Annotated in this window: 23 protein-coding genes; 9 read left to right on the forward strand and 14 right to left on the reverse strand. The window is 68.5% G+C overall.

The genetic code is table 11. From position 1 onward, the window contains the following. Positions 1 to 138: 138 nt before the first annotated feature. Complete coding sequence (locus AW273_RS38000) at positions 139 to 1,320, forward strand: hypothetical protein (RefSeq protein ID WP_198168275.1); 1,182 nt, start codon at positions 139 to 141, stop codon at positions 1,318 to 1,320. A 108-nt stretch (positions 1,321 to 1,428) separates the two neighbouring features. After that, a complete protein-coding gene (locus AW273_RS21355) occupies positions 1,429 to 2,322 on the forward strand; it encodes an EamA family transporter (protein ID WP_062350676.1) in 894 nt (297 codons plus the stop codon). On the opposite strand, the gene hisC is transcribed toward AW273_RS21355, so the two are convergent. Continuing rightward, entirely contained in the window at positions 2,297 to 3,370 is a 1,074-nt protein-coding gene (gene hisC / locus AW273_RS21360; RefSeq protein ID WP_062350679.1) for a histidinol-phosphate transaminase, read from the reverse strand. The genes AW273_RS21355 and hisC overlap by 26 nt on opposite strands. 101 nt (positions 3,371 to 3,471) lie before the next feature. On the opposite strand from hisC, the gene AW273_RS21365 reads away from it, so the two are divergent. Next, a complete protein-coding gene (locus tag AW273_RS21365; protein ID WP_062350682.1) occupies positions 3,472 to 4,182 on the forward strand; it encodes a polysaccharide deacetylase family protein in 711 nt (236 codons plus the stop codon). Here the strand turns inward: AW273_RS21365 and AW273_RS21370 are convergent, their stop codons facing one another. The 6 genes from AW273_RS21370 to AW273_RS21395 all read right to left on the reverse strand — a co-directional run bounded on the left by AW273_RS21370 (position 4,183) and on the right by AW273_RS21395 (position 11,917). Beyond that, the gene (locus tag AW273_RS21370; protein ID WP_157556007.1) at positions 4,183 to 5,274 is read right to left on the reverse strand and encodes an acyltransferase family protein; all 1,092 of its coding nucleotides are present in this window, start codon (positions 5,272 to 5,274) and stop codon (positions 4,183 to 4,185) included. 50 nt (positions 5,275 to 5,324) lie between these two features. Continuing rightward, positions 5,325 to 5,981: an NUDIX hydrolase gene (locus AW273_RS21375; RefSeq protein WP_062350687.1), complete on the reverse strand. Its 657-nt coding sequence runs from the start codon at positions 5,979 to 5,981 to the stop codon at positions 5,325 to 5,327. Between the two features lie 26 nt (positions 5,982 to 6,007). Next, on the reverse strand, positions 6,008 to 7,828 hold the full coding sequence (locus AW273_RS21380) for a DUF4434 domain-containing protein (protein ID WP_062350690.1): 1,821 nt from the start codon (positions 7,826 to 7,828) through the stop codon (positions 6,008 to 6,010). 50 nt (positions 7,829 to 7,878) lie between these two features. Continuing rightward, positions 7,879 to 8,967, reverse strand: a complete 1,089-nt coding sequence (locus tag AW273_RS21385) for a glycosyltransferase (RefSeq protein ID WP_198168276.1) — start codon at positions 8,965 to 8,967, stop codon at positions 7,879 to 7,881. A 13-nt stretch (positions 8,968 to 8,980) separates the two neighbouring features. Then, a complete protein-coding gene (locus tag AW273_RS21390; protein WP_062350693.1) occupies positions 8,981 to 10,243 on the reverse strand; it encodes a nucleotide sugar dehydrogenase in 1,263 nt (420 codons plus the stop codon). A gap of 105 nt (positions 10,244 to 10,348) precedes the next feature. Beyond that, positions 10,349 to 11,917 (reverse strand): glycosyltransferase family 4 protein, encoded by a 1,569-nt coding sequence (locus AW273_RS21395; protein WP_232327531.1) that lies wholly within the window; start codon positions 11,915 to 11,917, stop codon positions 10,349 to 10,351. A gap of 143 nt (positions 11,918 to 12,060) precedes the next feature. Between AW273_RS21395 and wecB the strand changes: the two genes are divergently transcribed. Both wecB and AW273_RS21405 read left to right on the forward strand, forming a co-directional pair. Next, positions 12,061 to 13,203, forward strand: a complete 1,143-nt coding sequence (wecB, locus tag AW273_RS21400; protein ID WP_062350697.1) for a non-hydrolyzing UDP-N-acetylglucosamine 2-epimerase — start codon at positions 12,061 to 12,063, stop codon at positions 13,201 to 13,203. A gap of 87 nt (positions 13,204 to 13,290) precedes the next feature. Then, positions 13,291 to 15,366 (forward strand): glycosyltransferase family protein, encoded by a 2,076-nt coding sequence (locus tag AW273_RS21405; RefSeq protein ID WP_062350700.1) that lies wholly within the window; start codon positions 13,291 to 13,293, stop codon positions 15,364 to 15,366. A 56-nt stretch (positions 15,367 to 15,422) separates the two neighbouring features. Here the strand turns inward: AW273_RS21405 and AW273_RS21410 are convergent, their stop codons facing one another. From AW273_RS21410 to AW273_RS21435, 7 genes are all read right to left on the reverse strand, one after another. Next, positions 15,423 to 16,679, reverse strand: coding sequence for an acyltransferase family protein (locus tag AW273_RS21410; RefSeq protein ID WP_083949927.1), 1,257 nt, complete (start codon positions 16,677 to 16,679; stop codon positions 15,423 to 15,425). Between the two features lie 216 nt (positions 16,680 to 16,895). Continuing rightward, the gene (locus tag AW273_RS37365; RefSeq protein ID WP_157556009.1) at positions 16,896 to 17,333 is read right to left on the reverse strand and encodes a hypothetical protein; all 438 of its coding nucleotides are present in this window, start codon (positions 17,331 to 17,333) and stop codon (positions 16,896 to 16,898) included. Continuing rightward, positions 17,330 to 18,673, reverse strand: a complete 1,344-nt coding sequence (locus AW273_RS21415; protein WP_062350704.1) for an alpha/beta hydrolase — start codon at positions 18,671 to 18,673, stop codon at positions 17,330 to 17,332. Before AW273_RS21415 ends, AW273_RS37365 begins: the two co-directional genes overlap by 4 nt. A gap of 31 nt (positions 18,674 to 18,704) precedes the next feature. Next, positions 18,705 to 19,106: a hypothetical protein gene (locus AW273_RS21420; RefSeq protein ID WP_157556011.1), complete on the reverse strand. Its 402-nt coding sequence runs from the start codon at positions 19,104 to 19,106 to the stop codon at positions 18,705 to 18,707. A gap of 62 nt (positions 19,107 to 19,168) precedes the next feature. Further along, complete coding sequence (locus tag AW273_RS21425) at positions 19,169 to 20,170, reverse strand: alpha/beta hydrolase (RefSeq protein WP_062350711.1); 1,002 nt, start codon at positions 20,168 to 20,170, stop codon at positions 19,169 to 19,171. A gap of 95 nt (positions 20,171 to 20,265) precedes the next feature. Then, positions 20,266 to 20,499 (reverse strand): hypothetical protein, encoded by a 234-nt coding sequence (locus AW273_RS21430; RefSeq protein ID WP_062350714.1) that lies wholly within the window; start codon positions 20,497 to 20,499, stop codon positions 20,266 to 20,268. Positions 20,500 to 20,520: 21 nt separating this feature from the next. Further along, positions 20,521 to 21,333, reverse strand: coding sequence for an SDR family NAD(P)-dependent oxidoreductase (locus AW273_RS21435; RefSeq protein WP_062351058.1), 813 nt, complete (start codon positions 21,331 to 21,333; stop codon positions 20,521 to 20,523). Positions 21,334 to 21,510: 177 nt separating this feature from the next. Between AW273_RS21435 and AW273_RS21440 the strand changes: the two genes are divergently transcribed. The 4 genes from AW273_RS21440 to AW273_RS21455 form a co-directional block, all read left to right on the forward strand. After that, positions 21,511 to 23,895, forward strand: a complete 2,385-nt coding sequence (locus AW273_RS21440) for a sensor histidine kinase (protein WP_198168278.1) — start codon at positions 21,511 to 21,513, stop codon at positions 23,893 to 23,895. After that, positions 23,892 to 24,299 (forward strand): roadblock/LC7 domain-containing protein, encoded by a 408-nt coding sequence (locus tag AW273_RS21445; protein ID WP_030456327.1) that lies wholly within the window; start codon positions 23,892 to 23,894, stop codon positions 24,297 to 24,299. Before AW273_RS21440 ends, AW273_RS21445 begins: the two co-directional genes overlap by 4 nt. Further along, positions 24,296 to 24,664: a DUF742 domain-containing protein gene (locus AW273_RS21450; RefSeq protein ID WP_062350721.1), complete on the forward strand. Its 369-nt coding sequence runs from the start codon at positions 24,296 to 24,298 to the stop codon at positions 24,662 to 24,664. Before AW273_RS21445 ends, AW273_RS21450 begins: the two co-directional genes overlap by 4 nt. Then, positions 24,645 to 25,214 (forward strand): GTP-binding protein (locus tag AW273_RS21455; protein WP_063910056.1); only part of this gene is annotated, 570 nt, incomplete at its 3' end. The genes AW273_RS21450 and AW273_RS21455, both read left to right, overlap by 20 nt.

Below are 25,214 nucleotides of genomic sequence, written 5' to 3' on the forward strand. Positions count from 1 at the left end.
CAATATTGCGAAACGAGAATGCAAGTCAGGAAAACGAGCCGCACCGAGACACCACGGCCCCGGAGATCCAACCCATCCGCCATCGAGCCGCAAGTCCGCGTCCGCAGGATGATCACGATCACCCTGAGAGGACGAGACATGCGTCTATTGAGTGTCCTGGCGACACTGTCGGCACTGCTGCTGATCAGCGCACCTCCGGCCCAGGCGGCCGACCCGTCGCCCACCCCCTCGGCGACTCCCTCGGCCACCCCGCCGCCGACGAATCCGTCGCCCACGCCGTCACTACCGCCCACACCACCGCCGACCAACCCGTCACCGACCCCGTCCGCACCACCGCCCGCCAGCCCGTCGCCCACCCCGGAGCCGCCTCTGGTGGCTACGGTGGCGCCGGGCGCGGTCGAGCCGGCCTCTTACACCGGTCAGTGTCATCCGGGGAAGTCGTTCGTTCTCAGCGCCGTGATCACGGCCGACCGCGCGGGCGCGGTCGGGTACTCGTGGCAGGGCATGTCCGACGGGACGGCCTTCTTCACCGAGGCCGGGTCGCAGACGGTCACCGTGACCACGACGCACTTCTACGGGCAGGGGCGGCAGAGCGCGACCGTCCTCCTGCGCGACGGAAGCGGCCTCAGCACGGTCGTCTCGTATGACCTGAACTGCACCGACCCCGTTCCGTACGCGCCGCAGATCCAGCCGGCGGCCGACTACACCGGCCGGTGCGGCGCCGACGTCGTGCACACGGCCACCGCACAGATCACCTCGCCGATCGCGCAGACCGTCCGCTATCGCTGGACCGGTTCCTCCAGCCGGGACCTGCCGGGCGCCGAGGGCGAGAGAGAGATCGTCTTCACCGAGCCGGGCACCAAGACCGTCAGCACGCCCTTCCAGCGTCAGCCGGTTCCGAGTGCCGACGGAACCGACTTCGTCAGGGTGCAGATCACCAGCCCGGGCGCCTATGACCGGCTGGCGGCGCCGCGGTATTACAAGACGGTCTGTCTGACGGCCGACTTCACCGGGATGACCCGCCTCACCGGCACCTGCAAGCCCGCCACCCCGTACAAGTTCCAGTTGGAGGGGTACGTCGAGAGCAACGCCGCCGGACGGGTCCAGTACGCCTGGGCGCGGCAGACGGAGTCGGGTGGCGAGTGGTACCGCGAGCCGTGGACGGAGATCTCCTTCGACGTCCCCCGGCGTCAGTCCGTGAACAAGACGATCCTGGTGGGCAACGGCGAATCGGGCGCGGTCCGGCTGGAGGTCCTCGGTAGCGACGGCAACATCGTCACGGCGAGCCGCTCGTACCGGACCTGCAACATCGACCTCTGACGTCCCGGCCGTGGCTCCGGGTCAGGCGATCCCGCTCTGTACGGCTGATGCCCGATTTCGGGCCCCGCTCTGGAGGGCTTTGCCGCCATTTGGCTATTGTCAGGAGCCATGCAGCGGGACGGTCGTGACATTCGCGTGTGGGTCCTCCTGACGACCGTCTACATCGTCTGGGGTTCGACCTATCTGGGCATCGGGATCGTCATCGAGACCATGCCGCCCTTCGTCTCCGGCGGCCTCCGGTTCGTCGTGGCCGCCGTGATCCTCGGCCTGTTCCTGCTGGTCAAGACCGGTCCGGAAGCGTTCCGGATGAACCGGCGCGAGTTCCTCGACGCGGCCGCGGTCGGGCTGCTGCTCCTCACGGGCGGCAACGGGATGGTCGCCGTGGCCGAGCAGCACATCTCCACCGGGCTCGCCGCGCTGCTGGTCGCCTCGACGCCGCTCTGGCTCGTCATCATGCGCACGGTCTTCCGCGACCGGCCCCACGTCCTGACGCTGACGGGTGTGCTCATCGGGTTCGTGGGCGTGGCGGGCATCTCGCTGACCGGCGGGATGTCGGGGGGCACGGTCGGCGTGGCGGTGATCCTGCTGGCGTCGTTCTCGTGGGCCGTGGGGTCGTTCATGTCGGGGCGGGCGCCCATGCCGAAGAACCCGTTCGCCGCCTCGACCGTGGAGATGGTCGTCGGCGGGGCCGGGCTGCTGGCGTGCAGCGGGCTGGCCGGGGAGCACCTCGTGTGGTCGGAGGTGTCCGGGCGCTCGTGGGCGGCGCTGGCCTACCTGATCGTCGTGGGGTCGCTGGTGGGGTTCACGTCGTACGTGTGGCTGCTCGGCAACGCGCCGATCTCGCTCGTGTCCACCTACGCCTACGTGAACCCCGTCGTCGCGGTCGCGCTGGGGATGATCTTCCTGGGCGAGACCGTGACGGCCATGATGGTGGCCGCCGGTCTCGTCATCGTCGCCGGGGTCGCGCTGGTGGTCTCTACCGAGCGGAGACGAGTGACCTGAACGCCTGCGCGGCGCTCAGGAAGACGTCGTTGGCCTCACGGTCACCGATCGACACACGGGCACCCTCCGTGCCGAACGGCCGCACAGCGACCCCCTCAGCGGCGCACGCGGCGGCGAAGGCGGGGGTGTCGTCGCCCAGGCGGAGCCAGACGAAGTTGGCCTGCGACTCGGGTACCGTCCAGCCCTGGGTGATCAGCGCCTCGCGGACGCGGGTGCGCTCGGCGACGACGTGCTCCACCCGCTCCAGCAGTTCCTCCTCGGCCGCCAGCGAGGCGACGGCGGCGACCTGGGCGAGGTGGTTGACCGCGAAGGGGACCATCGTCTTGCGGACCGCCGCGGCGACGGGCTCGGGGCCGATCAGGTAGCCGACGCGGAGGCCGGCCAGGCCGTAGGCCTTGGAGAAGGTGCGCAGCACGGCGACGTTGGGGCGGTCGCGGTAGATGGTCAGGCCGTCGGGGACCGCCTCGTCGCGCACGTATTCGCGGTAGGCCTCGTCGAGGATGACGAGGACGTCGGACGGGACGGCGTCGAGGAACGCGGTCAGCTCGGCCGCGCGGTTGGCCGTGCCCGTCGGGTTGTTGGGGTTGCAGACGAGGATCATGCGGGTGGCCGGGGTGATCGCGGCGGCCATGGCGTCGAGGTCGTGGGTCTCGGCGGCGAGCGGGACACGTACCGAGACGACCCCGGACAGGTCGGCGAGCAGCGGGTAGGCCTCGAACGAACGCCACGCGTAGACGACCTCGGCGCCCGGATCGCCGACCGTCTCGAAGAGCTGCTGGGCGACGGTGACCGAGCCCGCGCCGAGCGCGATGTGCTCCGGCGGGACGCCGTAACGGGCCGCGAGCGCCTCGGTCAGCCGGACCGCCGCCGGGTCGGGGTAACGGTGCACGCTCGTGGCGGCCTCGGCGATGGCGGCGACGACGCTGGGGAGCGGCGGCTCGGGGGACTCGTTCGAGGACAGCTTGTACGACCGTCCGTCGGCCGACACGACCGCCTTGCCCGGCGTGTAGGCAGTCATGGTGTCGAGAACGGCCCTGAACTGCGGCATTGATTCCACCCCTCCGTTGCGGCGATGTGCCCACACCCTACTTGAGGTCATTCGTGCCGATCTCAGAGTCGTCCCAGGAACACCCCTTAGGATTCGGCACCATGCGCGTGATCGTCCGGGGGGCACTCGCCCTCGCCTTAACCACGTCCATGCTCGTCTCGGCCGCACCGGCGAACGCGAAGCCCAAGCCCTACTGCGAGCGCCACAAGTGCATAGCGCTCACCTTCGACGACGGGCCCTGGCCCTACACCCCCGCCCTGCTCGACACCCTGAAGAAGCACAAGGCCAAGGCCACCTTCTTCGTCCTGGGCCGCAAGGTCGGGAGCCGCGTCGACATGATGAGGCGCATGGTCGACGAGGGCCACGAGATCGGCAACCACACCTGGGACCACCCCGACCTGACCAAGCTCTCCGACGAGGAGATCGTCTCCGAGATCACCGGCACCCAGCAGGTCATCCAGGAGGCCGTCGGCATCACGCCGGAGTTCATGCGCCCGCCGAACGGCGCGACCGACTCCCGCGTCGGCTCCCTGATGGAGACGCTCGGGCTGCCGCAGATCCTGTGGACGGGCTCGACCCTCGACTGGCAGGCCCGCAACACCAAGGTCATCAAGGAGCGCACGCTCAAGTTCGCCAAGCGCGACGCCGTCATCCTGCTGCACGACATCGTGCCGGAGACCGTCAAGGCCATGGAGACCGTGGTCGACACCCTGACGAAGAAGGGCTACAGGCTCGTCACCGTCTCCACGCTGCTCGGCGACCGCGAGCTCAAGCCGGGCGAGGCCTGGCCGAAGCCGCCCAAGAAGAAGTGACTAATCGGCGATCTTGAGTGAGCGGGACAACGCCGCCTTCAACCGTGGCTGGGCGGGCACCTCGACGAACCGGTAGACCGCCCACGCCACGACCAGCACGATCCCGATGACGACCGGCAGCGTGACCCGGTGGCCGAGGACCGGGTTCAGCCACTGGATCATCAGGAACCCGACGTGGTGGTGGAACAGGTAGAGCGGGTAGGTCAGCGCGCCCAGCAGCGTCAGCCCCCGCCAGTCGATCCCGTCGAGCCGCCCGAGCGCGACCAGGATCATCACGAGGAACATGAGCGAGATCACGCCGACGACGAGCGCGGTGCCCAGCGGCTCGCCGAACCGCTTGATCGCCGACGGCCCCTCGCCGAGCAACTGGACCAGGCCGAAGGCGTAGGCGAGGCCGACGAACAACCACGGCAGCAGTGAGCCGCCGAACCGGTAGATCAGGTAGAGGGACATGCCCGCGATGAAGTAGGGCGCCCCGAACTGGGCCAGCCCGACCTTCAGCAGCGAGATGTCGAGCCGCTCGGCCAGCGCGAGCAGGAAGATCCAGCCGCCCATGAAGCCGAGAACCCGCCGGTACGTGATCCCGACCACCGCGAAGCAGGCGATCATCACGTAGAAGACGAGTTCGTGCCAGAGCGTCCAGTAGACGATCTCCAGGTCACGGATCCGCAGGCCGTGCTGGAACATCGTCAGGTTGGCGAGCAGTTCGCTCAGGGTGGGCCGGTGGTCGGTGATGAACCCCATCAGCGCGATCCCGCCCAGGATGATCACGCTGGCCCAGTAGGCCGGATATAAGCGTGCGATCCGGGAGACCACGAACTCGCCGGGTGTACGCCCCCACGCGCTCATCAGGATCACGAAGCCGCTGATCATGAAGAACAGCCGGACTCCGTAGGAGCCGAACATCGTCACGCCGCTCAGCGCCGGGAACGCGTTGACCGTCCCCCACGCGCGCGTCTCTCCGAAATGGAACAGCACCACCGCCATGGCCGCGACGAACCGCAGCAGGTCGAGCACCCGTAAGCGGGGCTGGACGAAGGGTGGGTCAACGGCGGCCGCCGCCGGCACAGTGCGCGGCTCCGATATCAGCACAGGGGGAGAATATCCCTAATCACACCCGTAACAGGGACCCCGATCGCGACTCAGACCCGCAACATGGGCGGGTGCAGCGCCTCGGCCGGGCCCCTGCGGTAGAGCATCGCCGGCCGGCCGCCGTCGCGGGTGGTCGTCCGGCCCGACGGCACCAGGAAACCCTCGGTCTTGGTCACCTTGCGGTGGAAGTTGCGGGGGTCGAGCGGGCGGCCCCACACGATCTCGTAGACCCTGCGCAGTTCGGCGACGGTGAACTCGGTCGGGCAGAAGGCGGCGCCCAGCGAGGTGTATTCGAGCTTGGACCGGGCGCGTTCCAGCCCGTCGAGCATGATGCGGCGGTGGTCGAAGGCCATCTCGGTCAGCTCGCTCAGCGGCTGCCAGCTCATGTGGGCCTCGGTCGACGCCGGCAGGTCGGGGGCCAGCCCCAGGTAGGCCACCGACACGACTCGCTGGCGCGGGTCGCGGTCGGGGTAGCCGTAGGTGCGGAGCTGTTCGAGGTGGACCGGCGCCCCGGCCATGCCGGCCCGTTCGGCCAGCACGCGGGCCGCCGCCGCCGGGAGGTCTTCGTCGAGGTGGATGAAGCCGCCGGACAGCGCCCACATGTCGGGGTAGGGCGGACGATCCCGTCGCCACACCAGCGCGCACAGGGCGCTCGCCCTCACTGTCAGCACGACGAGATCCACGCTGACGGGGATGCGCGGGACCATGCCAGGCACGTTACACGCTGTCGCGATCAACCGTTGTTGTGGTAGTAGACCGGCTCGGCGGCCTTGCGGCCGTCGGTGGCGGTCACCTCGACCCTGACCCACGCATCGGGCGGCACGCTCTCCCAGTCGACCGGGATCCAGACCTGCCCGACGGCGGGTGGTAAGTCGGCGATCGGCTGTCCGTCGAACCAGCCCACCGACTGCGAGTCGACCACCCGCGGGGTCTCCAGGCCGGTCCAGCTCAGCGTCACCCGCACGTTCTCCAGGTGGTAGCCGCGGATCTGCAGGCCGTCCTGGATCTGCCGCTTCTCCCTGACGGCCTGGATGGCGATGGGGCGTTCCCAGTCGGTCGCCAGGTCTTCGGCCAGCGACGGGCTGCCGCAGGTGAAGAAGTCGCTCCACATGTACGAGATGATCTTGGAGACGTACGGCCCGACCAGCGTGACCGCCGTGTCGAGGCGGGGTTTGTCGGTGCGTCCCCGGGTGCCCTGCGTGCCGCACTTCTCGGTCGCCGACGGTTCGAACGCCTCGACGTTGGCCCAGAGCTGCACGTCGATGTCCTCCTCGTCGCGCAGTTCGAGGCGGGACTCGTACATGGCCCGGTAGTAGTCGCGGGTGGCGCCGTAGTAGGCGGTGCCGTACGTGCTCTCCCCCACCACCGGCTTCAGCCGCTCGTCGACGGGCTGGTTCTTCCAGTTCGGCCAGAACAGGCCGACCTTGCCGGTGCCGCGGGAGTCCTGCGGCGCGATGATGCCGACGCCCGTGCGGGCCAGCGCCTTGAAGCCCTCGCCGACCTGCGCGGGGGTCGAGGTGTAGTCGACCCGCTTGCGGGCGTCTAGGTAGGGGCTGACCAGGATCGGCTTGCCGGGGAGCACCTGTTCGACGATGCGGTGCTGTTCGGCGTACACCTGGAGGGTGGGAACGTTCTCGGGATCGGCCCAGTCTCGGATGACCAGCTCGAAGGGCTGGTAGACGCCGCCGAGCGACTCGCGGCCCGCGAAGCGGGTGCCGTAGTCCTGCAGGATGCGGCGGGTCAGCGTGGTGAGGGTGCCGATGTGGCGCGGGTTGGCGCGGGTGACGCCGGTCGGGTCGCGCGGGGCCAGCGGCAGCGACGGGAAGACCTTGATGCCGAACCGGTCGCCCAGGTCGAGCAGTTCGGTCAGGCTGTCGGTCGCGCCCGCCGACACCAGGATCAGGTGGTAGCCCTTTCCCTTGCTGGTGAAGTCGCACGTGGCGTCGTCGGAGCCGTCTTCGTCGGCGATCAGGCGGAAGAACACCCGGTCACCGACGACGATCTTCTTCTCCATCTGCGGGCAGCGGAAGACGCCGTCGCCGTACTGCTCGTCGGTGCGGAACACGAACGACCACGAGACGCGGTTGCCGGGGTTGGCCGCCTTCAGGTCGCGTTCGGCCGCCTGGACGCAGGTCAACCCGTCTTCGACGCAGTGGCCGTAGCGCGCGTCGGGCTTGTACTTGCCCTCGTCGTCCGGCTCGGCCTCCAGGATCCGGCCCTCGGAGTCGATCGAGCGAGGGGACAGGCCGAACCCGATCCGGACCACCGTGTCGCCGCCGACCTTGTGGATCTCCTCAAGCTGGCGGCGCCAGTTGCAGCGGTCGGCCGACGGCATGATCCAGTAGCCGGTGATCGCGTAGGGGGTGCGCATGTTCGTGTCGAACGTGCCACACGGGTCGGTGAAGCCGGTGTTGGACGGGGTCGGGCTCGGCTCCGACGGCGAGGTGCTGCCGATGCGGGCGGCGTGTGGCGTCTCGGGCTCCTGGAGGGCGATCACCACGGTGGCCACGCCACCGAGGATCGCGATCCCGAGAAGCAGAGCAAGCCAGCGCAAACCGTCACCTCATCCGATCGACGTACGGGGCTGATTCGTTCAGGGGCGGGCTACGGCTTGACGCCGTTCCAGGCTTCGAGCTGGGAGACGAATCGACGCGCGGAGTTGGGCCAGTGGTGGTTGCCCCGGGCGGCGGCGTAGCCGCGGGCGCCGGCGTTGCGGCGTTCCTCGGCGTTGTCGCGCAGCGCGAGCACCGCCTTGGCGACGGCCTGCGGGTCGCTCCAGGGAACCACGACACCGCTGCGGTAACGCTCGATGAGCTCGACCGCGCGGGGCGAGGGGGTGGTGATGACCGGGATGCCGTGGGCCATGTACTCCACGATCTTCGTGGGCATGGAGTGGCGGTAGTTGGGCTCGTCGTGCAGCAGCGACAACCCGGCCAGGGCGCCGTCGAGCCGCTTCAGCGCCTCGTCGTTGGGCATGAAGTCGCGCCATTCGAGCGCGCCCTCTTCCACGGCCGCGGCGAGCATGCGGCGCGACTGCGGGTCGGCGTAGCCGATGAGCTCGACGACCACCCGGTGCGGCCGCAGCAGGCGGCCGACCTCGATGGCCTCGCGCACGCCCCGGGCCTCGGACAACCAGCCCAGGTAGACCACCCGGTCGTCGCCGGGCGGCGAGACCGTGTCGGGCACCCAGGTCTCGTTCGGTACGACCAGATGCGCCTCCCGGAACCGGCCCGCGTAGGCGGTCTCGGCGAGCAGGAGGTGGAAGTTGCGTTCGGCCCAGCTCTCCAGCATGCGGGCCACGAACCGGGTCGGCGGCCGGAGGAAGGCCGGCAACCACGGCTTCAGTGACAACGTCGCGGGGGTGTCCTCATGGACGTCCCACACGACCGTCGGCCGGTTGCGCACCCCGGCGACCGCGAACAGCAGCTCGGGGTCGTGGATGAGCGCCATGTCGACCTTGCCGCGCATGCTCTTGAACACCTTGCGCGCGGCCCGCACGGCGGTCATCCGCCGCCGCTCGGCCGCCCGGGGCAGGTCGACGCCGTTCACCCAGGACCGGGGCACGACTCCGCGCGCCGAATACGGCGCGGCGTACGTGACCTCATGACCGGCGTCCACGAGCGCGCGGATCTGCCGGTGCAGGATCCGGGCGTCCTCGGGGTGATGCACCACCGTCATGACGAGCACGTGCACGCGCCAGGCCCCCTTACAGCCGCTCGACGCGTTCGCTGGTGGCCAGCACGCCCCGGGTGTCGAGCACCAGGCGGGCCTGCCGTTCGACCAGCTCCAGGTCGAACATCGAGTGCTGCTGGAGCAGCACCGTGACGTCTGCCTCCCGGATGGCGGTCTCGAGGTCTTCCTCGCGGGGCACCGGGCTGCCCTCGACCGACCACTCCTTGACGTAGGGGTCGGCGTAGCTGACGACGGCGCCGAGCTCCATGAGCGCTTCGGCGACCGGTATCGCGGGCGTCTCGCGCTCGTCGGCGATGTCGGGTTTGTAGGTCACCCCGAGCAGCAGCACCTTCGAGCCGTTGACGGCCTTCTTGTCGCGGTTGAGCAACCGCTGCACGCGGGTCACCACGTAGGACGGCATGCGCTCGTTGATCTCCTGCGCCAGCTCCACGAACCGGAACGGGAAGCCCAGCTTGCGCACGGCGTACGACAGGTACGACGGGTCGACGGGGATGCAGTGACCGCCGACGCCGGGACCCGGCAGGAACTTCTGGAACCCGAACGGCTTGGTCGCGGCGGCCTCGATCGACTCCCAGAGGTTCACCCCGAGCTCGTCACAGAAGATCGCCATCTCGTTGACGAGCGCGATGTTCACGTGGCGGTAGGTGTTCTCCAGCAGCTTGGCCATCTCGGCCTCGCGCGTTCCGGAGACGGGGACGACCCGCTCGACGAACCGCGCGTAGAACTCGGTCGCCCGGTCGCGGCAGGCGGTCGTGTAGCCGCCGACCACCTTCGGGGTGTTGCGCAGGCCGAACTTCGGGTTGCCGGGGTCGATGCGCTCCGGCGAGAACGCGAGGTGGAAGTCGGCGCCCGCGACGAGGCCCGACTTCTCGAGGATCGGCCGGGCCACCTCGTCGGTGGTGCCGGGCCAGGTCGTCGACTCGAGCACCACGAGGGTGCCGGCGGTGAGCTGCTCGGCGACGGCGCGGGTGGCGCCCTCGACGGCGGACAGGTCGGGACGGTGGTCTTCGTCGAGCGGGGTGGGCACGCAGATGACGATGGCCGCGGAACGGGCCAGCACCGTCGGGTCGAGCGTCGCGGTGAAACCGTTCGCGAGCATGCTGTCGAGGTCGGCGTCCGTCAGGTCGTCGATGTAGGAACGTCCCTCGTTGAGCGCGTCCACCTTGCGCGCGTCAACGTCGAGGCCGACGACTTTCAGACCTGCCGCCACAGCCTCCTTGGCCAGCGGCATGCCGACGTAGCCCAGCCCGATGACCGTGAGATCGATCTCGCTCACGACGTGGCCTGGGGGTGGAGAGAACACTTCATGGTCGCAAAGGCTATCTCAAGTCGGCACCAATGATGCCTGATGCTGCACATCCGGCGTCCTTGGTGAATTTCTCTAGCGGGCGAGTGATTCGTAAATTTCCCGATACGTGTTGGCAAGGCTGCTCCAGGTTCGCTTCGCGGCAACCTCCTCCTTGCCGGCCGCGCCCATCTTGCGGCGGCGTTCGGGGTCGTCGCGGAGCTCCGCCACGGCGTTGGCCAGCGCCTCCGCGTTCCCGGCGGGCACGAGGATCCCGGGCTCGCCGTCGCCGATGAGCTCGGCGAGGGCCGGCAGGTCGCTCAGGATGACCGGCTTGCCCAGCGCCATCGCCTCGACCGGCTTCAGCGGCGTCACCAGACGGCATACGCGCAGGTCCTCGCGGGGGCAGATGAAGATGTCGATGGCCGCTTGGGCCTGCAGGGCCTCGTCGGGCCCGACGCGCCCCGGCACGATCGCGATGTCACCTATACCGAGTTTGTTCACCTGCGCGAGGAGGTTCTCGCGCTCGGTGCCGTCGCCCACCAGGAGCACCTTCACGGGCGTGCCGGCCCGCTTGAGCAACGCCGCCGCCGACAACATCGTCGCGAAGCCCTCATAGGCCACGATCGACGACACCGAGCCGATGACGATCTCGTGGTCGCCGATGCCGTACTGGCGGCGCAACGACGTGCCGTCGTACTCGGCGGTCAGCAGCGACGCGTCTACGGCGTTGGGCGCCAGGAAGATGCGCTCACGCGGGACGCCGCGCTCGACGATCTCGCCGACCATCGTCTCGGCCAGCGTCACCACGGCGTCGGCCGAGTTCATGATGGTGGCCTCGCGCTCGCGCATGAGGCGGTGGCGCTCGGTGCCGACGCGGGCGGGGTCGCGGCTGGCCCAGGTCTCCTCCAGGAAGCCGCGGACCTCGTACACGAACGGGGTGTTGGTCCTTTCGCGCACGGCCATCGCGACCGACCCGTTGCGGTGGTCGGTGGCGGCGTGGAGGACCTGCGGGCGGAGCTGGCGGACCAGTTCGGTGATGTCCTCGGCGCCGCGGGTGATGCGGCCGCGGGTCTCCATCGGGATGTCGCCGCTCGGCAGCAGGCGGCGGTAGGGGATGCCGTCGATCTCCTCGAACGGCTCGACGTCGGGGAAGCCCTGGAGGGCCGGCCAGCCCCAGCTCGTCACCACGTGGGGGTCGAGCCCGGCGGCCTTCTGCGCGGTCACGATGCGGTGGGTGCGCACGGTGTAACCGGCCTGCGTGAACGGCAGCGCGTTGGTCACGATGTGCAGCGCGCGGCCCGGCACCCGCTCACCCATGATCACCTTGGGCTTCGGCGGGATCGGGTTGGGCAGCAGCGCACCCCGCTCGCCCTCGTAGAGGGCCAGCCGCTTCTTGATGAAGACCCAGCGCTCATGCGGCTTGAGCATGTCGATGGCCTGGGTCATGTGCCCGGCGTCGAACACGGCCCGGGAGTCGTTGAGGGGCGCCCTGGCCATCCGCCGCCACATCTTGCGGATCGTGACCTTGGCGACCCGCGCGACCGGCCACGCCACCTTGCCCACGAGCGGGCGAAGCGGTTTCGGCACGGTCTCCGCGGCTGCGTGCGCCACCCGTAGCGGGTCCTGCACGACCTTCCCCACGAAGATCCGGGAAGTCACCATCGGGTTCCTGACGAACCCCTTCATGAACCTTCGGGCACTGGCCTTCGCGGCCTTTGCCGGAATGGGCTTGTTGGCCTCAGCTACCACGGCGTGACCGTACCATAGGCAACGTTTGCCCCCATCATGGATGAAAGGCAAGGTCAGTGAGGGATTCGCGTCTCCAGGACACCCTCGTCCTGCACGTCCTGGGTGCCCGGCCCAACTTCGTCAAGGCCGCTCCCGTGGTCAACGGACTCGCCGACCTGGGCATCCGTCAGGGGATCATCCACACCGGGCAGCACTACGACGCCCTCATGTCCGACGTGTTCTTCGCCGACCTCGGGCTGCCCGAGCCGATCGCGAATCTCGGCGTCGGCAGCGGCTCCCACGCGAAGCAGACCGCGGCCCTCCTCGTCGGTCTGGAGGAGATCGTCGAGCGGGAGAACCCGTCTCTCGTCGTCGTCTACGGCGACGTCAACTCGACCCTCGCCGCCATCCTGGTCTGCGCGAAGCTGGGCGTGCCCACCGCCCACGTCGAGGCGGGCCTGCGCTCGTTCGACCGCACGATGCCCGAAGAGGTGAACCGGATCGTCGTCGACAGCCTGTCGGACATCCTGTTCGCGACCTCGCCGGAGGCGCTGTCCTACCTGGCGAACGAGGGTGTTCCGTCGTCCAAGGTGCACCTCGTCGGCAACCCGATGATCGACAGCCTGTTCGCCGCGCTGCCCAAGCTCGACCCGGCCCCCGTGCAGGAGCGCCTGGGCGTCACGGGCGCCTACGCGGTCGCGACCCTGCACCGCCCCGCGAACGTCGACGACCCCGCCGCCGCGAAGGAGCTCGTCGACGCCGTGCTGGGCGTCGCCGAGCAGGTGCCGGTCATCGTGCCGCTGCACCCGCGCGGCCGTACCCGCCTGGCCGAGGCCGGCCTGGTCGACGGCCCCAACCTGCGCATCGTCGACCCGCTCGGCTACGTCGACTTCCTGTCGCTCGTGCGCGGCTCGGTCCTGGTCGTGACCGACTCGGGCGGCGTGCAGGAGGAGACCACGATGCTGGAGGTGCCGTGCCTGACCGTACGGCCCAACACCGAGCGCCCGATCACGGTGACCCACGGGACCAACCGCCTGGTGACCCCTTCGGGGCTGCCCGAAGCCGCCGCCAAGGCGCTGCGGGATGGCGCGACGACGCCGTCGGGCGACCTGCCGATGTTGTGGGACGGCAAGGCCGGCCCGCGCATCGCCCGGGTGATCGCGTCTTGGCTGCAGGGTGAGAACCTCTCCCCCGCCGCCCGGAACGTCGTCGGGGACTAGTCGGGGACCAACTCCGACAAACACACCAAACGACCACGGCCTGCGCCGTACGATATCGACCCTTGAGACGACGAGCAGGGACGAGGCATGTCTGAGACCGACGAGACCCCCGACGAGCCGAGATTCCAGCGCCTCGGCCCGGTCAACTGGCTGCCCGAGGACCGTCGCACCGTCGAGTTCTACGAGGAGACGATCCGCGAGCTGGAGACCCGGCTCGCCTACCAGGAGGCACGCGCCGAGTACGCCCTCTGGAAGGCCAAGGCCACCCAGACCGGGCGTCAGTACCGGGTGGGCGAGGCCATCACCAAGGCCGGATCCAACCCCAAGAAGATCGTCAAGCTGCCGGGCGACCTGCGCAAGGCGTGGCGGGGCAACAAGGCGCCCAAGGCGCCGCCGTCGGCCTTCGACGTCCAGGCCGAGGCCGAGAAGCGCGGCCCCACGGTCAAGATCCCGAACCTGAAGTGGCCCGAGCCCGAGGGCGTCCAGAACCGCCCCGACCTCAAGGTCGCGGTCATCCTCGACGACTTCTCCCGGCTCGCGTTCAAGTACGAGTGGGACCAGATCGAGTTCGGCCTGCACGACTGGCGCGAGATCTTCGCCGCCAAGAGACCGGATGTGCTGTTCTGCGAGTCGGCCTGGCACGGCAACCAGGGCCGCTGGCGCTACCAGATGACCGGCACCAACGCGCCCAAGCAGGAGCTGCGCGACCTGGTCGAATGGTGCCGCTCCGAGGGCATCCCGACGGTCTTCTGGAACAAGGAGGACCCGCCGAACTTCGACTTCTTCATCGACACGGCCAAGTTGTTCGACCAGGTGTACACCTGCGACGGCGACATGATCCCGAAATATCGGGAGATCCTCGGCCACGACCGGGTCGGCGTGCTCCAGTTCGCCGCGCAGCCGCGCATCCACAACCCGATCATGACCCGCTGGGGCCGCAAGTACGACGTCGTCTTCGGCGGCATGTACTTCCGCGACAAGCACCCCGAACGCCGGGAGCAGATGGAGACCGTCATCGCCCCCACGCGGGAGCTCGGCCTGCACATCTTCGCCCGCAACGCCTCCGTCGCCGACAAGTACGCCTGGCCGGAGGAGTACCGCCCGCACATCGTCGGCGAACTGCCCTATGAGCAGATGCTGGCGGCGTACAAGATGTACAAGGTCTTCCTCAACGTCAACTCGGTGATCGACTCACCGACCATGTGCGCGCGCCGTGTGTTCGAACTCTCCGCCTGCGGGACCACCGTGTTGTCCGGTTGGTCACGCGCCATCGAGGAGACCTTCGGCCCGCTGATCCCGATCGCGCACTCGCAGGAGGAGGCGTACAACCGGGCGCTGTACTACATCAACAGCCCCGAGCTGCGCGCCCGCCAGGGCCACCTCGCGATGCGCGAGGTCTTCGACAAGCACCTGTTCTCCCACCGCGTCGACCAGATCCTCGGCGACCTGGGCCGCCCCGTCTCCGAACGTTCCCTGAGCGTCTCGGTGGTCCTGCCGACCAACCGCGCCGGCCAGCTCGAACACGCCATCTCCCAGGTCGCCCGCCAGCGCCACCGCAACCTGGAACTGATCCTCGTCCTGCACGGCCTGTCGGAAGACGCCGACGTGGTGCGCGACAAGGCCCTGGCCGCCGGCATCCCCGCGGTGAAGGTGCTGCACGCGCCGCCCCACTTCACTTTGGGCGAGGTCCTGAACCTCGGCATCGCGCAGGCCGAAGGCGAACTCATCTCCAAGATGGACGACGACAACCTCTACGGCCCCAACTACCTGTGGGACCTGGTGCGCGTCTTCGACTACGCCGACTGCGAGCTGACCGGCAAGGGCGCGCACTACACGTACTTCCCCGACTCCAACACGACGGTCTTCCGGCTGCCCGGCCTGGAGAACCGCTACACCCACCTGGTGCAGGGCGCGACCATCCTGGCCCGCGCCGACCTGCTGCGGACCTACCCCTTCGAAGCGGTCAACGCCGGAGAGGACACCCGGCTGGTGCGCAAGCTGAAAGAAGAAGGAGTGCGCATCTACTCGGCCGACCGGTTCAACTTCGTGTACATGCGCGGGTCGGACGCGTCACAACACACGTGGCAGGCGGCGGACTACAAGCTGACCCGCAACGCGGTGTTCTCGTTCGTGGCCCACCCGGACGAGCACGTGATGATCTGATTCCTGTACGCGTTGAACGGCGCCGCCCTCGTGACGAGGGGGCGCCGTTCGTCGTTTCAGGGGCGCGGTTGGGCGGGTGGGGGTGTGCGGTCGTCTGGCCAGACCTGGGTCGCGTCGGCGGGTGGCCGGTATGCGTGCTGTGATGTGCCCTCGGTTGGCCAGGCCGGCGCGGCAGGCGGACGCATGCTTTCGTCCGGCCGGGTCTGGACTGCGCCGGCGGCTTGGTGGGGTTCGCCGTCGTTTGGCCAAGGGTCGGACAGGGTGTCGTGGGGACGGTCGCCGGCGGTCGGTGGGGGCGATTGGCGTCCAGGGTCGGATTTGAAGGCCCACTTCAGGTTGGGCTCGATCGCCCACCTGAAGAGCCGGCGGAACGGCGGTGTGCACAGGACGGCGGTGAGGGCGACGCCGAAGACGATCACGGCGGCCACGCCGACGGGGTTGTCGAGCTGGTCGTGGAAGCGGTCGAGGACCTTCACGACGAAGCCGTGCAGCAGGTAGGCGTAGATGGTCAGGCCGCCGAGGGCGGTGAACCAGGTCTTCCTCGACGTGATGATCGACAGGAACGCCGCCACCAGAACCGCCCCGATGACCAGCATCAGCAACCGGATGCCCGCCCCGGTGAAGTTGTCGACCCCGATCTTCGTGTAGGCGTGACGCCAGCGGATCCACTCCGTCGGCACGTCGTAGTGGACCAGGAACGTGATCCCGATCCCCGCGGCCAGCACGAGCGCTCCCGTGAGTCTGACCCACCTCTTCTTCAGGAGCTGGAAGTGCTGCGGAGTCAGCACCAGTCCGAGGACGTAGAACGGCAGCAGGCCCAGGGTGCGGTTCATCGACAGTTCGTCGGGCAGCGCCGACGCGCCGCTGATGAGCGAGATGCCCACCGCGACCGCGAGCGGCCACTTGACCTGGAACCAGACCGGCGTCGAGAGCCGCCAGATGAACAGCGACAGCAGGAACCAGGTCAGGAAGTAGGGGTCGAGCAGGGTGAGCTGGAACTTGCCGTAGAGGATCCACCGCGGCAGCGAGTAGGCGATCTCGAAGATGACATAAGGCACCAGCAGCGTCGAGACGAGCTTCTGCGCCCTCAACCGGGTGAAGTTCCGCGACAGATAGCCGCTGATGGTGATGAACAGCGGCATGTGGAACGTGTAGACGAAGAGGTAGAGCGCGTGCGCGTACGGTACGTCGCGCAGGTCCTCCACCAGGTGCCCGCACACGACCAGGACGATCGCCCAGAACTTGGCGTTGTCGAGGAAAGGGTCGCGCCGCGAGACAACCGGGGGGCTGGAAGAAGTCACTGCCGCTGCCACCTGGGGACGCTATCGGCCCGAAGGAGAACGGACCACGGAGCTGACGAAAACGCTAGGCGAACACTTGCTGGGAAGCGTTTGGGAGCGCCGGAGGGGGAGAATCGCTGTCGGTTCCGGGGTGGGCGAAACGCTGCCTGTGAGCGCCGGCATCGGGCTGCACCTCTCTTTATCGCTGAACGAGGGCTGGTCGCGTACTTCCTGGTTGCTTGGGGTGCTTCACACATCCCGCCACGCTTCGGGGACCTCTCCATCTAGACACGCGGTGTTGCCGGCGATCCAGACGGTGCCGCGCTCGGGGAAGCCGTAGATCGACATCTCTATGAGCCGTCCGCGCACGATCACCTCGGGGAGGTCGGGATGCCGCGCGTTGTCCACCTGGACGATGAGCCCCTCCCGCCGCCAGAGTTCACCGACTGCGACGACCGCCGCACGCGGATCACGCGCTCGCGCGGTGAATCCAAGCTGGAACGCTTGGCCCTCCTTCCCGCCACACGGCCAAGGCCCAGGGGTACGTACCGGCTTGCCGGTAAGCGAACTGGCCTGGAGAGCCCTGGCGAGTGATGCATCGAGGACTTCGAGAGCCTCGGATATAGGGGGCCGAGGTTCCGACGCGCAGCCCGCGATGAGAAGAAGAAGAACGACGATCCGCTTCATAGAGCGGCCCTCGCTTCCTCATACGTCTCGCTGTCGACGCCGACCACCACTTTTGCCAGGTTCATCGCGGCTCGACGTCCGGCTTCGCTGCCGCCGAAGTAGTCGGAGTGGGCATCCATGTCGATGCCGAAGCCGGGATCGGCCTCCGAACCCGACGCCAGCCGCTCGACACCGGGCATGAAAACGGGATCTTCCCCGTGGCCCGCGATGGTGTCCGGCAGCGGTATGAAGATGCCGAGGGTCTCGTCGGCAGTCGGGACGAGCTTGATGATGTCGCCTTGGTGCCGCATCGCGAACAACTTCGTGTCGGGAGCGTTGAGGTCGCCGGCGGCCTGAACTCCCCAACCCGGGCTCGCGACAGCGATCAGGTTGTCGGGATGGAGCCCCGCCTTCACCGCGTGACCGGTCACAGTACTCCCATAGGAGTGTCCGATCAGGGTCGTATGGACTTCGGGTCGAAGGCGAAGGTCATCGACGAAATCCTTGAGTTTGGGGGCGCTGCGGTCGGCATACAGATCAAACGCCGCCGCTCCGAGGCTCTGCGGCAGCGGAGCTCCCATCCACACGATCGTGGCGGTATCGGCAGAGAGTCCTGCAGCGGTCAGGTGGATCGCTTTGAAGTCCTTTTCGGGGCCACCGAGGTAGTTCGCCAGGCTGTTCCCGGTACCTGGAACCAAGATGGCCACGTGCCTCGCGGTGGCGAGGTCGCCCCTGACCTCGGCGATCTTGCCCTGACCTCTCGGGTCGAAGAGCAGAAGTTGCCGGTCAGGGTTGAGAAGTTCGGCGTATCTGGCCGCCGCCGCCTTGTCACCGACTCGAACGGCCTCGGCGTGTGCCTGACGTACAAGCTGGCGGTTGGCCGCGAAGCGGAGCTCGAACGGGACGCCCGCCCTGGCACCCACCTGCGCGGCCCGAGCCAACGCCACACCGAGCGCCTGAGCAGGAGTGAGCACGGCGAAGAACGCCGCCATGTCGCCACCGGGGCCCAGGGCGTCGAAGGCGGCGAGTTGGTCGTCGAGGCCACCCGCTGCCGCCGTCATCAGGGCGTCGTAGGCGGTGTTGTCGCCGGAAGGAGTCCAGCCGATGAGGTCGGCCTGCGCGGCGATGGCCGCTCTCCTGCGGATCTCGGCGGCCGAAGAGTGGCACCACTCGACCAGGTTGCGCAGCGGTCCTTCGTAGTGCGCCAGTTCGGGCGAGGCGGTCAGGGGAAGCCCGACGGCCACCGAAGCACCCTGCAGGCGGGTGATCTCCTCGGCCGCCGCATCGAGACGGGAGGCCAGGAGGCGCATCGATGTGGCATCCGCGAGACAGAAGGTCACCAGCAGATGGTAAACGAACAATCACTCATAGTTATCACGTAGCTCAGTTCCGCTATAGGACACCGCGCCACGACCCCGGCACCTCGCCGCCGAGACAGATGGTGTTGCCGCCGATCCAGACCGTTCCCCGGTCGGGGAAGCCGTGGATCGACATCTCGATGAGGCGGCCTCCGACGACGGCCCAAGGCCTGTCGGGGTCGGCCGACCTGTCCACTTCGACCCGGAATCCCGCTTTGCGCCAGAAGGCGAGGAGAGTGGTGACGGCGGCCTGCGGGTCGGCCGACTTCAGGTCGACGTCCACACTGAACGCGCTCTTCCCCTCCGTTCGGCACGGCCAGGGGTTGTTCTCCCGCTCCGGCGGAGCCGACGGCTTCACCATCTCGACGGCTCGGCCCAGAGCCTGCTCCAAGTCCGCCAGACCTTCCGCGATCAGGGGGTCACCGGGTTTCGTCATCAGGAATCCTCCGATCACGAGGATGATCACGACGATCAGTCCGACGGCAGCCGTCCAACGGGTCATCGTGTGTCCTCCGCTTCGCCGAACCTGACCGGCCGTCCACCCGCCACGATCTCCGCGATGTTCATCGTGGGCAGGCGAGATCGTCCTTCGTCTCCGAAATAGCTGGAATGTGCTTCGAGGTCCCCGCCGATCGGCAGCAGGTTGTCGTCGGTGCCGGAGGACATGCGGGTCACCCCGGGCATGAAAACAGGATCACTCCCATGCCCCAGGACGGATGTCGGCGGTGCGATGCCCATCGACTTGACGACATCATCCAGAGGGGGGATGAGACTGATGACGTCGTCCGGGTGCCGCATCGCGTACAGAGAGGTGTGGGGTGCGTTGAGCTCTCCCGCCAACGTCACGCCCCATCCGGGGCTGCCCACCGCTATGAGATTGTCGACGCCGAGACCGGCCTGGACGGCGTGTCCCGTCACGGTGCTTCCGTAGGAGTGGCCGATCAGTGTCGTCCGCACGTTGCCGGCGAGCCGGAGGTCCTCGACGAATGCGCGCAGCTTCGGGGCGGCGTCCTGGGCGTAGACCCTGAGTGCGGCGGCCGGTAGAGACTGGGGCAAGTCTGATCCGATCCACATGATCGTGGCGACCTTGCCGCCGGTCACATGGTGGGCGGCGTTGTGGATGGCGCGCTGGTCTCTGGACGGGCCGCCTGCGAACGTCGCGAGACTGCTTCCCGTTCCTGGGACCATGATGACGACCGTCTCGGCGGTGGCGAGGTCGCCTCTGACCTCGGCGATCTTTCCGTGACCACGCGGGTCGAACAGCAGAAGTTGCCGGTCATCGGCCAGCAGCTTCGTGTACCTGTTCGCCGCCGCCCCGTCCCCCACCCGCACCGCCTCCGCGTGCGCAAGACGCACGAGGTGCCGGTTCGCCGCGAACCGCAACTCGAACGGCACCCCCGCCCGCGCTCCCACCTCCCCCGCCCGGGCCAACGCCACCGCGAGCGCCTGGCCAGGGTCAAGCGCGGCGAAGAACGCCGCGGCGTCGCCTTCGTCCCCCAACGCGTCGAAGGCCGCGAGTTCGTCGTCGGCTCCACCCGCCGCCGCCGACTTCAGCGCCTCGTAGGGGCTGGCGCCGGGGAAGGGCCCGTGTTCGATCAGGTCGGCCTGGGCGGCGACGGCCGCTCTCCTTCTGAGGTCGGCGGCCGACGTGTGGCACCACTCGCCAGGTCACGCAGGGGCCCCTCGTAGTGGGCGAGTTCGCGCGGGGCGGTTATGGGCAGGCCGGCGGCCACCGTACCGCCCTGCAGGCGGGTGATCTCTCCGGCCGCCTCGTCAAGGCGGGTGGCCAGCAGGCGCATCGACTCGGCATCCGCCAGGCAGAACGTCACCAGCAGATGGTAAACGAACGATCACGCCCCGTTACGCCAACGCGCGAGACCGACCGCTTCCGCGCTCGCCTTCCACAGACGTTCGGCCAGGTCGGGGTCTTTCATGCCGGCCGGCACCTTGTCGGGGCGGTTGTCGCGGAAGTAGGTCCCGGCCAACTTCTCGCCGTCTTCGGAGGTCGCCAGGTAGGCCAGGCGGGCGGCCGCCTTCTCGACCGGCTCGTGGAGGCCGGGGAGGGTGAGGAGTTTCATGAAGAAGGTTCCGCCGGCGAATGACGTCTTGATGACGCCGGGATGGAAACAGGTCGCTTTAGATCCGCGCGCGGCCAGGCCGACGGTGAATAGAGCGTTCGCTTGTTTGGTTTCGCCATACTGCAGCCAGCCGTTCCACCGGCGTCGTTCTCGTGAGAGGTCGGCGGGGTCGAGGCGGGCCATCTTCGCGGCGCGGGAAGACGTCGTGACGACACGCCCGACACGATCTAGAAGAATATTCGTCAGCAGGAACGGCGAGAGGTGGTTGACCTGGATCATGAGTTCGTGACCGTCCGCAGTCATGCGGCGGTCGGGGACCATCACGCCGGCGTTGTTCGCCAGAACGTCGATCCGGTCGTACTTCGCACGGATTCTGGAGGCCAGATCGCGGACATCGGCCAGGCTCGCGAAGTCCGAAACCTCTACCGTGACCTTACCCTCCGCGACAGAGCGGACACGTGACGCAGTCGACTCTAAGCGTTCGCGATCCCTCCCGACCAACACAAGTTGGTATCCCTTTCGGGCAAGATCCAGGGCCGCAGCAGCACCAACGCCCGAACTGGCCCCGGTGATCACGCTAATCATCAATTCCTCCACTGCGCTCGAACTGTATCGGTGCTAGTCTCCTGTGCGATCTTCCGGAGGTGCATTTCCCCCCAAATGCGGCGCGAGCCTCCACGCACTGCAGGAGTGGCCATGGGTTCAAGAAACCGGTCGATTCGGTTCAAGATCTTTCTCTTGTTGCTTCTGCCTCTCCTGACGTTGAGCGCACTATGGGGATTCGTCCTCAACCTCACCGTCGGTGACGGGCTGGCACTGTTACGCACGGGCCAGTTGTACGAATCCGTCGGCGTCAGCTCCACCGATCTGGGGCTCCGGCTCCAGGCCGAGCGCGCCATGGTGGCGGAGCTGCTGAGCCAGAACCGGACGTCCTCCCCCGAGCTCAACGCGCTGCAGGCGCAGACGACGTCGACCGTGAACTCCTTCGTCAAGGTCGCCACGCTGCCGGACAACCGCTCGATCATGTCCGACAACCTCCAGCGGTCGATGGACGACCTGCTCGGCTCGCTGGACGAACTCTCGACCATCCGCGACTCGGTCTCCGTCGGCAAGTTCAACGTGTTGCAGTCCATTGTCGCCTACAACGCGATCTTGGACGAGCTGTTCGACGTCTACGAGCAGATGGTCCAGATCCCCGACGTGGCCATGTTCCAACAGGCCAGTGCCCTGGTGACCATGGGCACCGCGCACGAGATGCTGGCCCGCGAGGACGCCCTCGTGAAGGGCTCGCTGGCGCAGAACCAGATGTCGACCGAGGCGCACAAGGCGTTCGGCGAGTTCGTGGCGCTGCGCAAGCACTACTACGCCAAGAACCTGCCGACGCTGCTGCCCGACGTGCGCGGGCCGTATGAGCGGGTGCTCAACTCCGACCTCTACGCGCGGTTCTCGGAGATCGAGGACCTGATCCTCTCGCAGCAGCGGCTGGGCGGCGCGCTGCCGGCCGACGTGATGCGCTGGCAGCCCACCACCGACAGCCTGGTCGGCGAGCTCGACCGGGCGCGCGGGCCCGCCACCGAGGCGCTCAACACCCACTCGGCCGAGCTGGCGACCGGCATCCTCGGGCGGATCGCCATCGCGGGTGGCGTCGGTCTGATCGCCGTCGTGGCGACGATCGTCTTCTCGGTGCGGTTCGGCCGCCGTCTGGTCGCCGACCTCGCCGACCTGCGCAACGCCGCGCTCGAACTGGCCGACGAGCGGCTGCCCCAGGTCGTCGACCGCCTCAAGAAGGGTGAGGACGTCGACGTCGAGCACGAGGCGCCGCCCATCGACGCCGGCGGTTCGATGGAGGTCGAGGACGTCGGCCACGCGTTCAGCTCCGTCCAGCGGACCGCCATCGAGGCGGCCGTCGGGCAGGCGGCCCTGCGGCGCGGCGTCGGCCACGTGTTCCTCAACCTGGCCCGCCGCAACCAGAGCCTGCTGCACCGCCAGCTCACCCTGCTCGACTCGATGCAGCGCCGGTCGAAGGACCCGGAGTCGCTGGAGGACCTGTTCCGCCTCGACCACCTCACGACCCGCATGCGCCGCCACGCGGAAGGCCTCATCATCCTCTCGGGCGCCGCGCCCGGCCGTTCGTGGCGCAAGCCCGTTCCGGTCGTGGACGTCATGCGCGCCGCCGTCGCCGAGGTCGAGGACTTCACCCGGGTGTCCGTGCTGCCGATGCCGGGCGCCTCGCTGACCGGCGCGGCCGTCGCCGACGTCGTCCACCTGCTGGCCGAGCTGATCGAGAACGCCACGATCTTCTCGCCGCCGCAGACCAAGGTGCAGGTCCGGGCCGAACTGGTGGCCAACGGGCTGGTGCTGGAGGTCGAAGACCGCGGCCTCGGGCTGACCCCCGAGGAGTACGCCGAGATCAACGCCAAGCTCGCCGCGCCGCCCGAGTTCGACCTGGCCGACTCCGACCGGCTCGGCCTGTTCGTGGTCGGCCAGCTCGCGGCCCGCTACGGCATCGGCGTGGTGCTCCGGTCCTCCCCGTACGGCGGCACGACCGCCATCGTGCTCATCCCGCGCAGCCTCGTCTCCGACGGGACGCCGGGAGGCGCCGTGCCGTCGCGGAACGACGCGCAGGCCGTGCTGACGCCCGCCGAGAACGACGACACGAGCGACCACGAGCCCCGGCACAAGAAGCAGGAGCCCGAAGAGGAGCTCGTCTCCACGGCCGTGGAGGAGCCCCCGGTGGTGGTGGAGCCGGAGCCCTCTCCCTACTTCACCCCGTCGGAGCGGCGCATCGAGGCGGTCCCGTCCGTCGAGCTGGTGCCGCCGATCGAGCCCGAGGAGAAGCCGGCGCTGTCCGCGCGCGGCCTGCCCACCCGGACCCGCACCACGGCCGCCCGCCCGACCCTGCCGAACAACATGCCGACCTCGGTCGCCAGCGGCACCCACAACGGGCTGCCCCGCCGGGTCCGGCAGGCGAACATGGCACCGCAGCTCACAGAGACCCCCTTGACCGCGCCCGTCGCCGAGACGCCGGAGGAAAGATCGCCCGAACAGGCGCGCGCGATGTTCTCCGCCTTCCAACACGGAGCGCGCAAGGGCCGTGAGGATGCAGACTACGCAGATAACGCGAACGGCGAGAAGGGTGAGGAATGACCGGGAAAGTCTCGGGGTCCGGCGAACTGAACTGGTTGCTCGATGACCTCATCAGCCGCGTGGGGGCCGTCCGTCAGGCGGTGATCCTCTCCACTGACGGTCTGGTCGTGGGTGCTTCCCAGGGACTCTCACGTGAAGACAGCGAACACCTGTCGGCTGTGGCCGCCGGGTTCCAGAGCTTGGCCAGGGGGGCCGGACGGCACTTCGGCGGCGGTGAGGTCCGCCAGACCATCGTCGAGATGGAGGCCGCGTTCCTGTTCGTGACGGCCGCCGGGCAGGGCACCTGCCTGGCCGTGCTGGCCGCCTCGGACGCCGACGTCGGCCACATCGCGTACGAGATGGCGATGCTCGTCAAGAGAGTGGGGCAACACATCTCCACCAATCCCCGGCGGGCGACGCCGTGACGCGCAAGGAGTGGCTGGACGACGACGCCGGGCCCGTCGTCCGTCCCTTCGCGCTCATCGGCGGCCGGGCCCGCTCCTCCGGCGACGACCTCGACCTGATCGCGCTGATCACCACCACCGGTGTCAGTCCGCGCGACCGGGCCGACATCACGCCGGAGCAGGCCACCATCCTGGAACTGGCGGCCGAGACCGCCTCGGTCGCCGACATCGCGTCGGATCTGAACCTCGCCCTCGGGGTGGTGCGGGTACTCCTCGGTGATCTGCAAGACCAGGGGCTGGTGCGGGTGCGCCCACCGGCTCAGGTTGCGCCGCTGCCAAGCGCGCGCATTCTCAAGGAAGTGATCAATGGCCTTCGCGCCCTCTGACGAGCCGGTCGCTCTCAAGATCCTCGTCGCCGGCGGCTTCGGCGTCGGCAAGACCACGCTGGTCGGGGCGATCAGCGAGATCCGCCCGCTGCGGACCGAAGAAGTGTTGTCCGACCGCGGCGTGGGCGTGGACGACCTCGACGGCGTCGAGGCGAAGACGACCACCACGGTCGCCATGGACTTCGGCCGGATCACGATCCGCGAGGGACTCGTCGTCTACCTGTTCGGCACGCCCGGCCAGGAGCGTTTCTGGTTCATGTGGGACGAGCTGTCCTACGGCGCGCTGGGCGCGGTCGTGCTGGCCGACACCCGCAGGCTGACCGACTGCTTCCCGTCGATCGACTACTTCGAGCAGCGGGGCACTCCGTTCATCGTGGCGGTCAACTGCTTCGACGGCGCCGAGCGCTACGAGCCCGACGACGTCCGCATCGCGCTCGACCTCGATCCGGAGATCCCGGTCATGCTCTGCGACGTGCGCCGCCGGGCGTCGGCCAAGGTCGTCCTGGTGACCCTGGTCGAGCACGCGCTGAAGACCCTCACCGCCACCCAG

The organism is Herbidospora yilanensis (genome assembly GCF_001570565.1).
GTDB classification, from domain to species: domain Bacteria; phylum Actinomycetota; class Actinomycetes; order Streptosporangiales; family Streptosporangiaceae; genus Herbidospora; species Herbidospora yilanensis.

Coding starts and splice junctions, on each gene's coding strand:
- AW273_RS38000 (WP_198168275.1), top strand. CDS start 139: ATGCGTCTATTGAGTGTCCTGGCGACACTGTCGGCACTGCTGCTGATC.
- AW273_RS21355 (WP_062350676.1), top strand. CDS start 1,429: ATGCAGCGGGACGGTCGTGACATTCGCGTGTGGGTCCTCCTGACGACC.
- hisC (WP_062350679.1), bottom strand. CDS start 3,370: ATGCCGCAGTTCAGGGCCGTTCTCGACACCATGACTGCCTACACGCCG.
- AW273_RS21365 (WP_062350682.1), top strand. CDS start 3,472: ATGCGCGTGATCGTCCGGGGGGCACTCGCCCTCGCCTTAACCACGTCC.
- AW273_RS21375 (WP_062350687.1), bottom strand. CDS start 5,981: ATGGTCCCGCGCATCCCCGTCAGCGTGGATCTCGTCGTGCTGACAGTG.
- AW273_RS21395 (WP_232327531.1), bottom strand. CDS start 11,917: ATGGTGACTTCCCGGATCTTCGTGGGGAAGGTCGTGCAGGACCCGCTA.
- AW273_RS21405 (WP_062350700.1), top strand. CDS start 13,291: ATGTCTGAGACCGACGAGACCCCCGACGAGCCGAGATTCCAGCGCCTC.
- AW273_RS37365 (WP_157556009.1), bottom strand. CDS start 17,333: ATGAAGCGGATCGTCGTTCTTCTTCTTCTCATCGCGGGCTGCGCGTCG.
- AW273_RS21420 (WP_157556011.1), bottom strand. CDS start 19,106: ATGACGAAACCCGGTGACCCCCTGATCGCGGAAGGTCTGGCGGACTTG.
- AW273_RS21435 (WP_062351058.1), bottom strand. CDS start 21,333: ATGATTAGCGTGATCACCGGGGCCAGTTCGGGCGTTGGTGCTGCTGCG.
- AW273_RS21445 (WP_030456327.1), top strand. CDS start 23,892: ATGACCGGGAAAGTCTCGGGGTCCGGCGAACTGAACTGGTTGCTCGAT.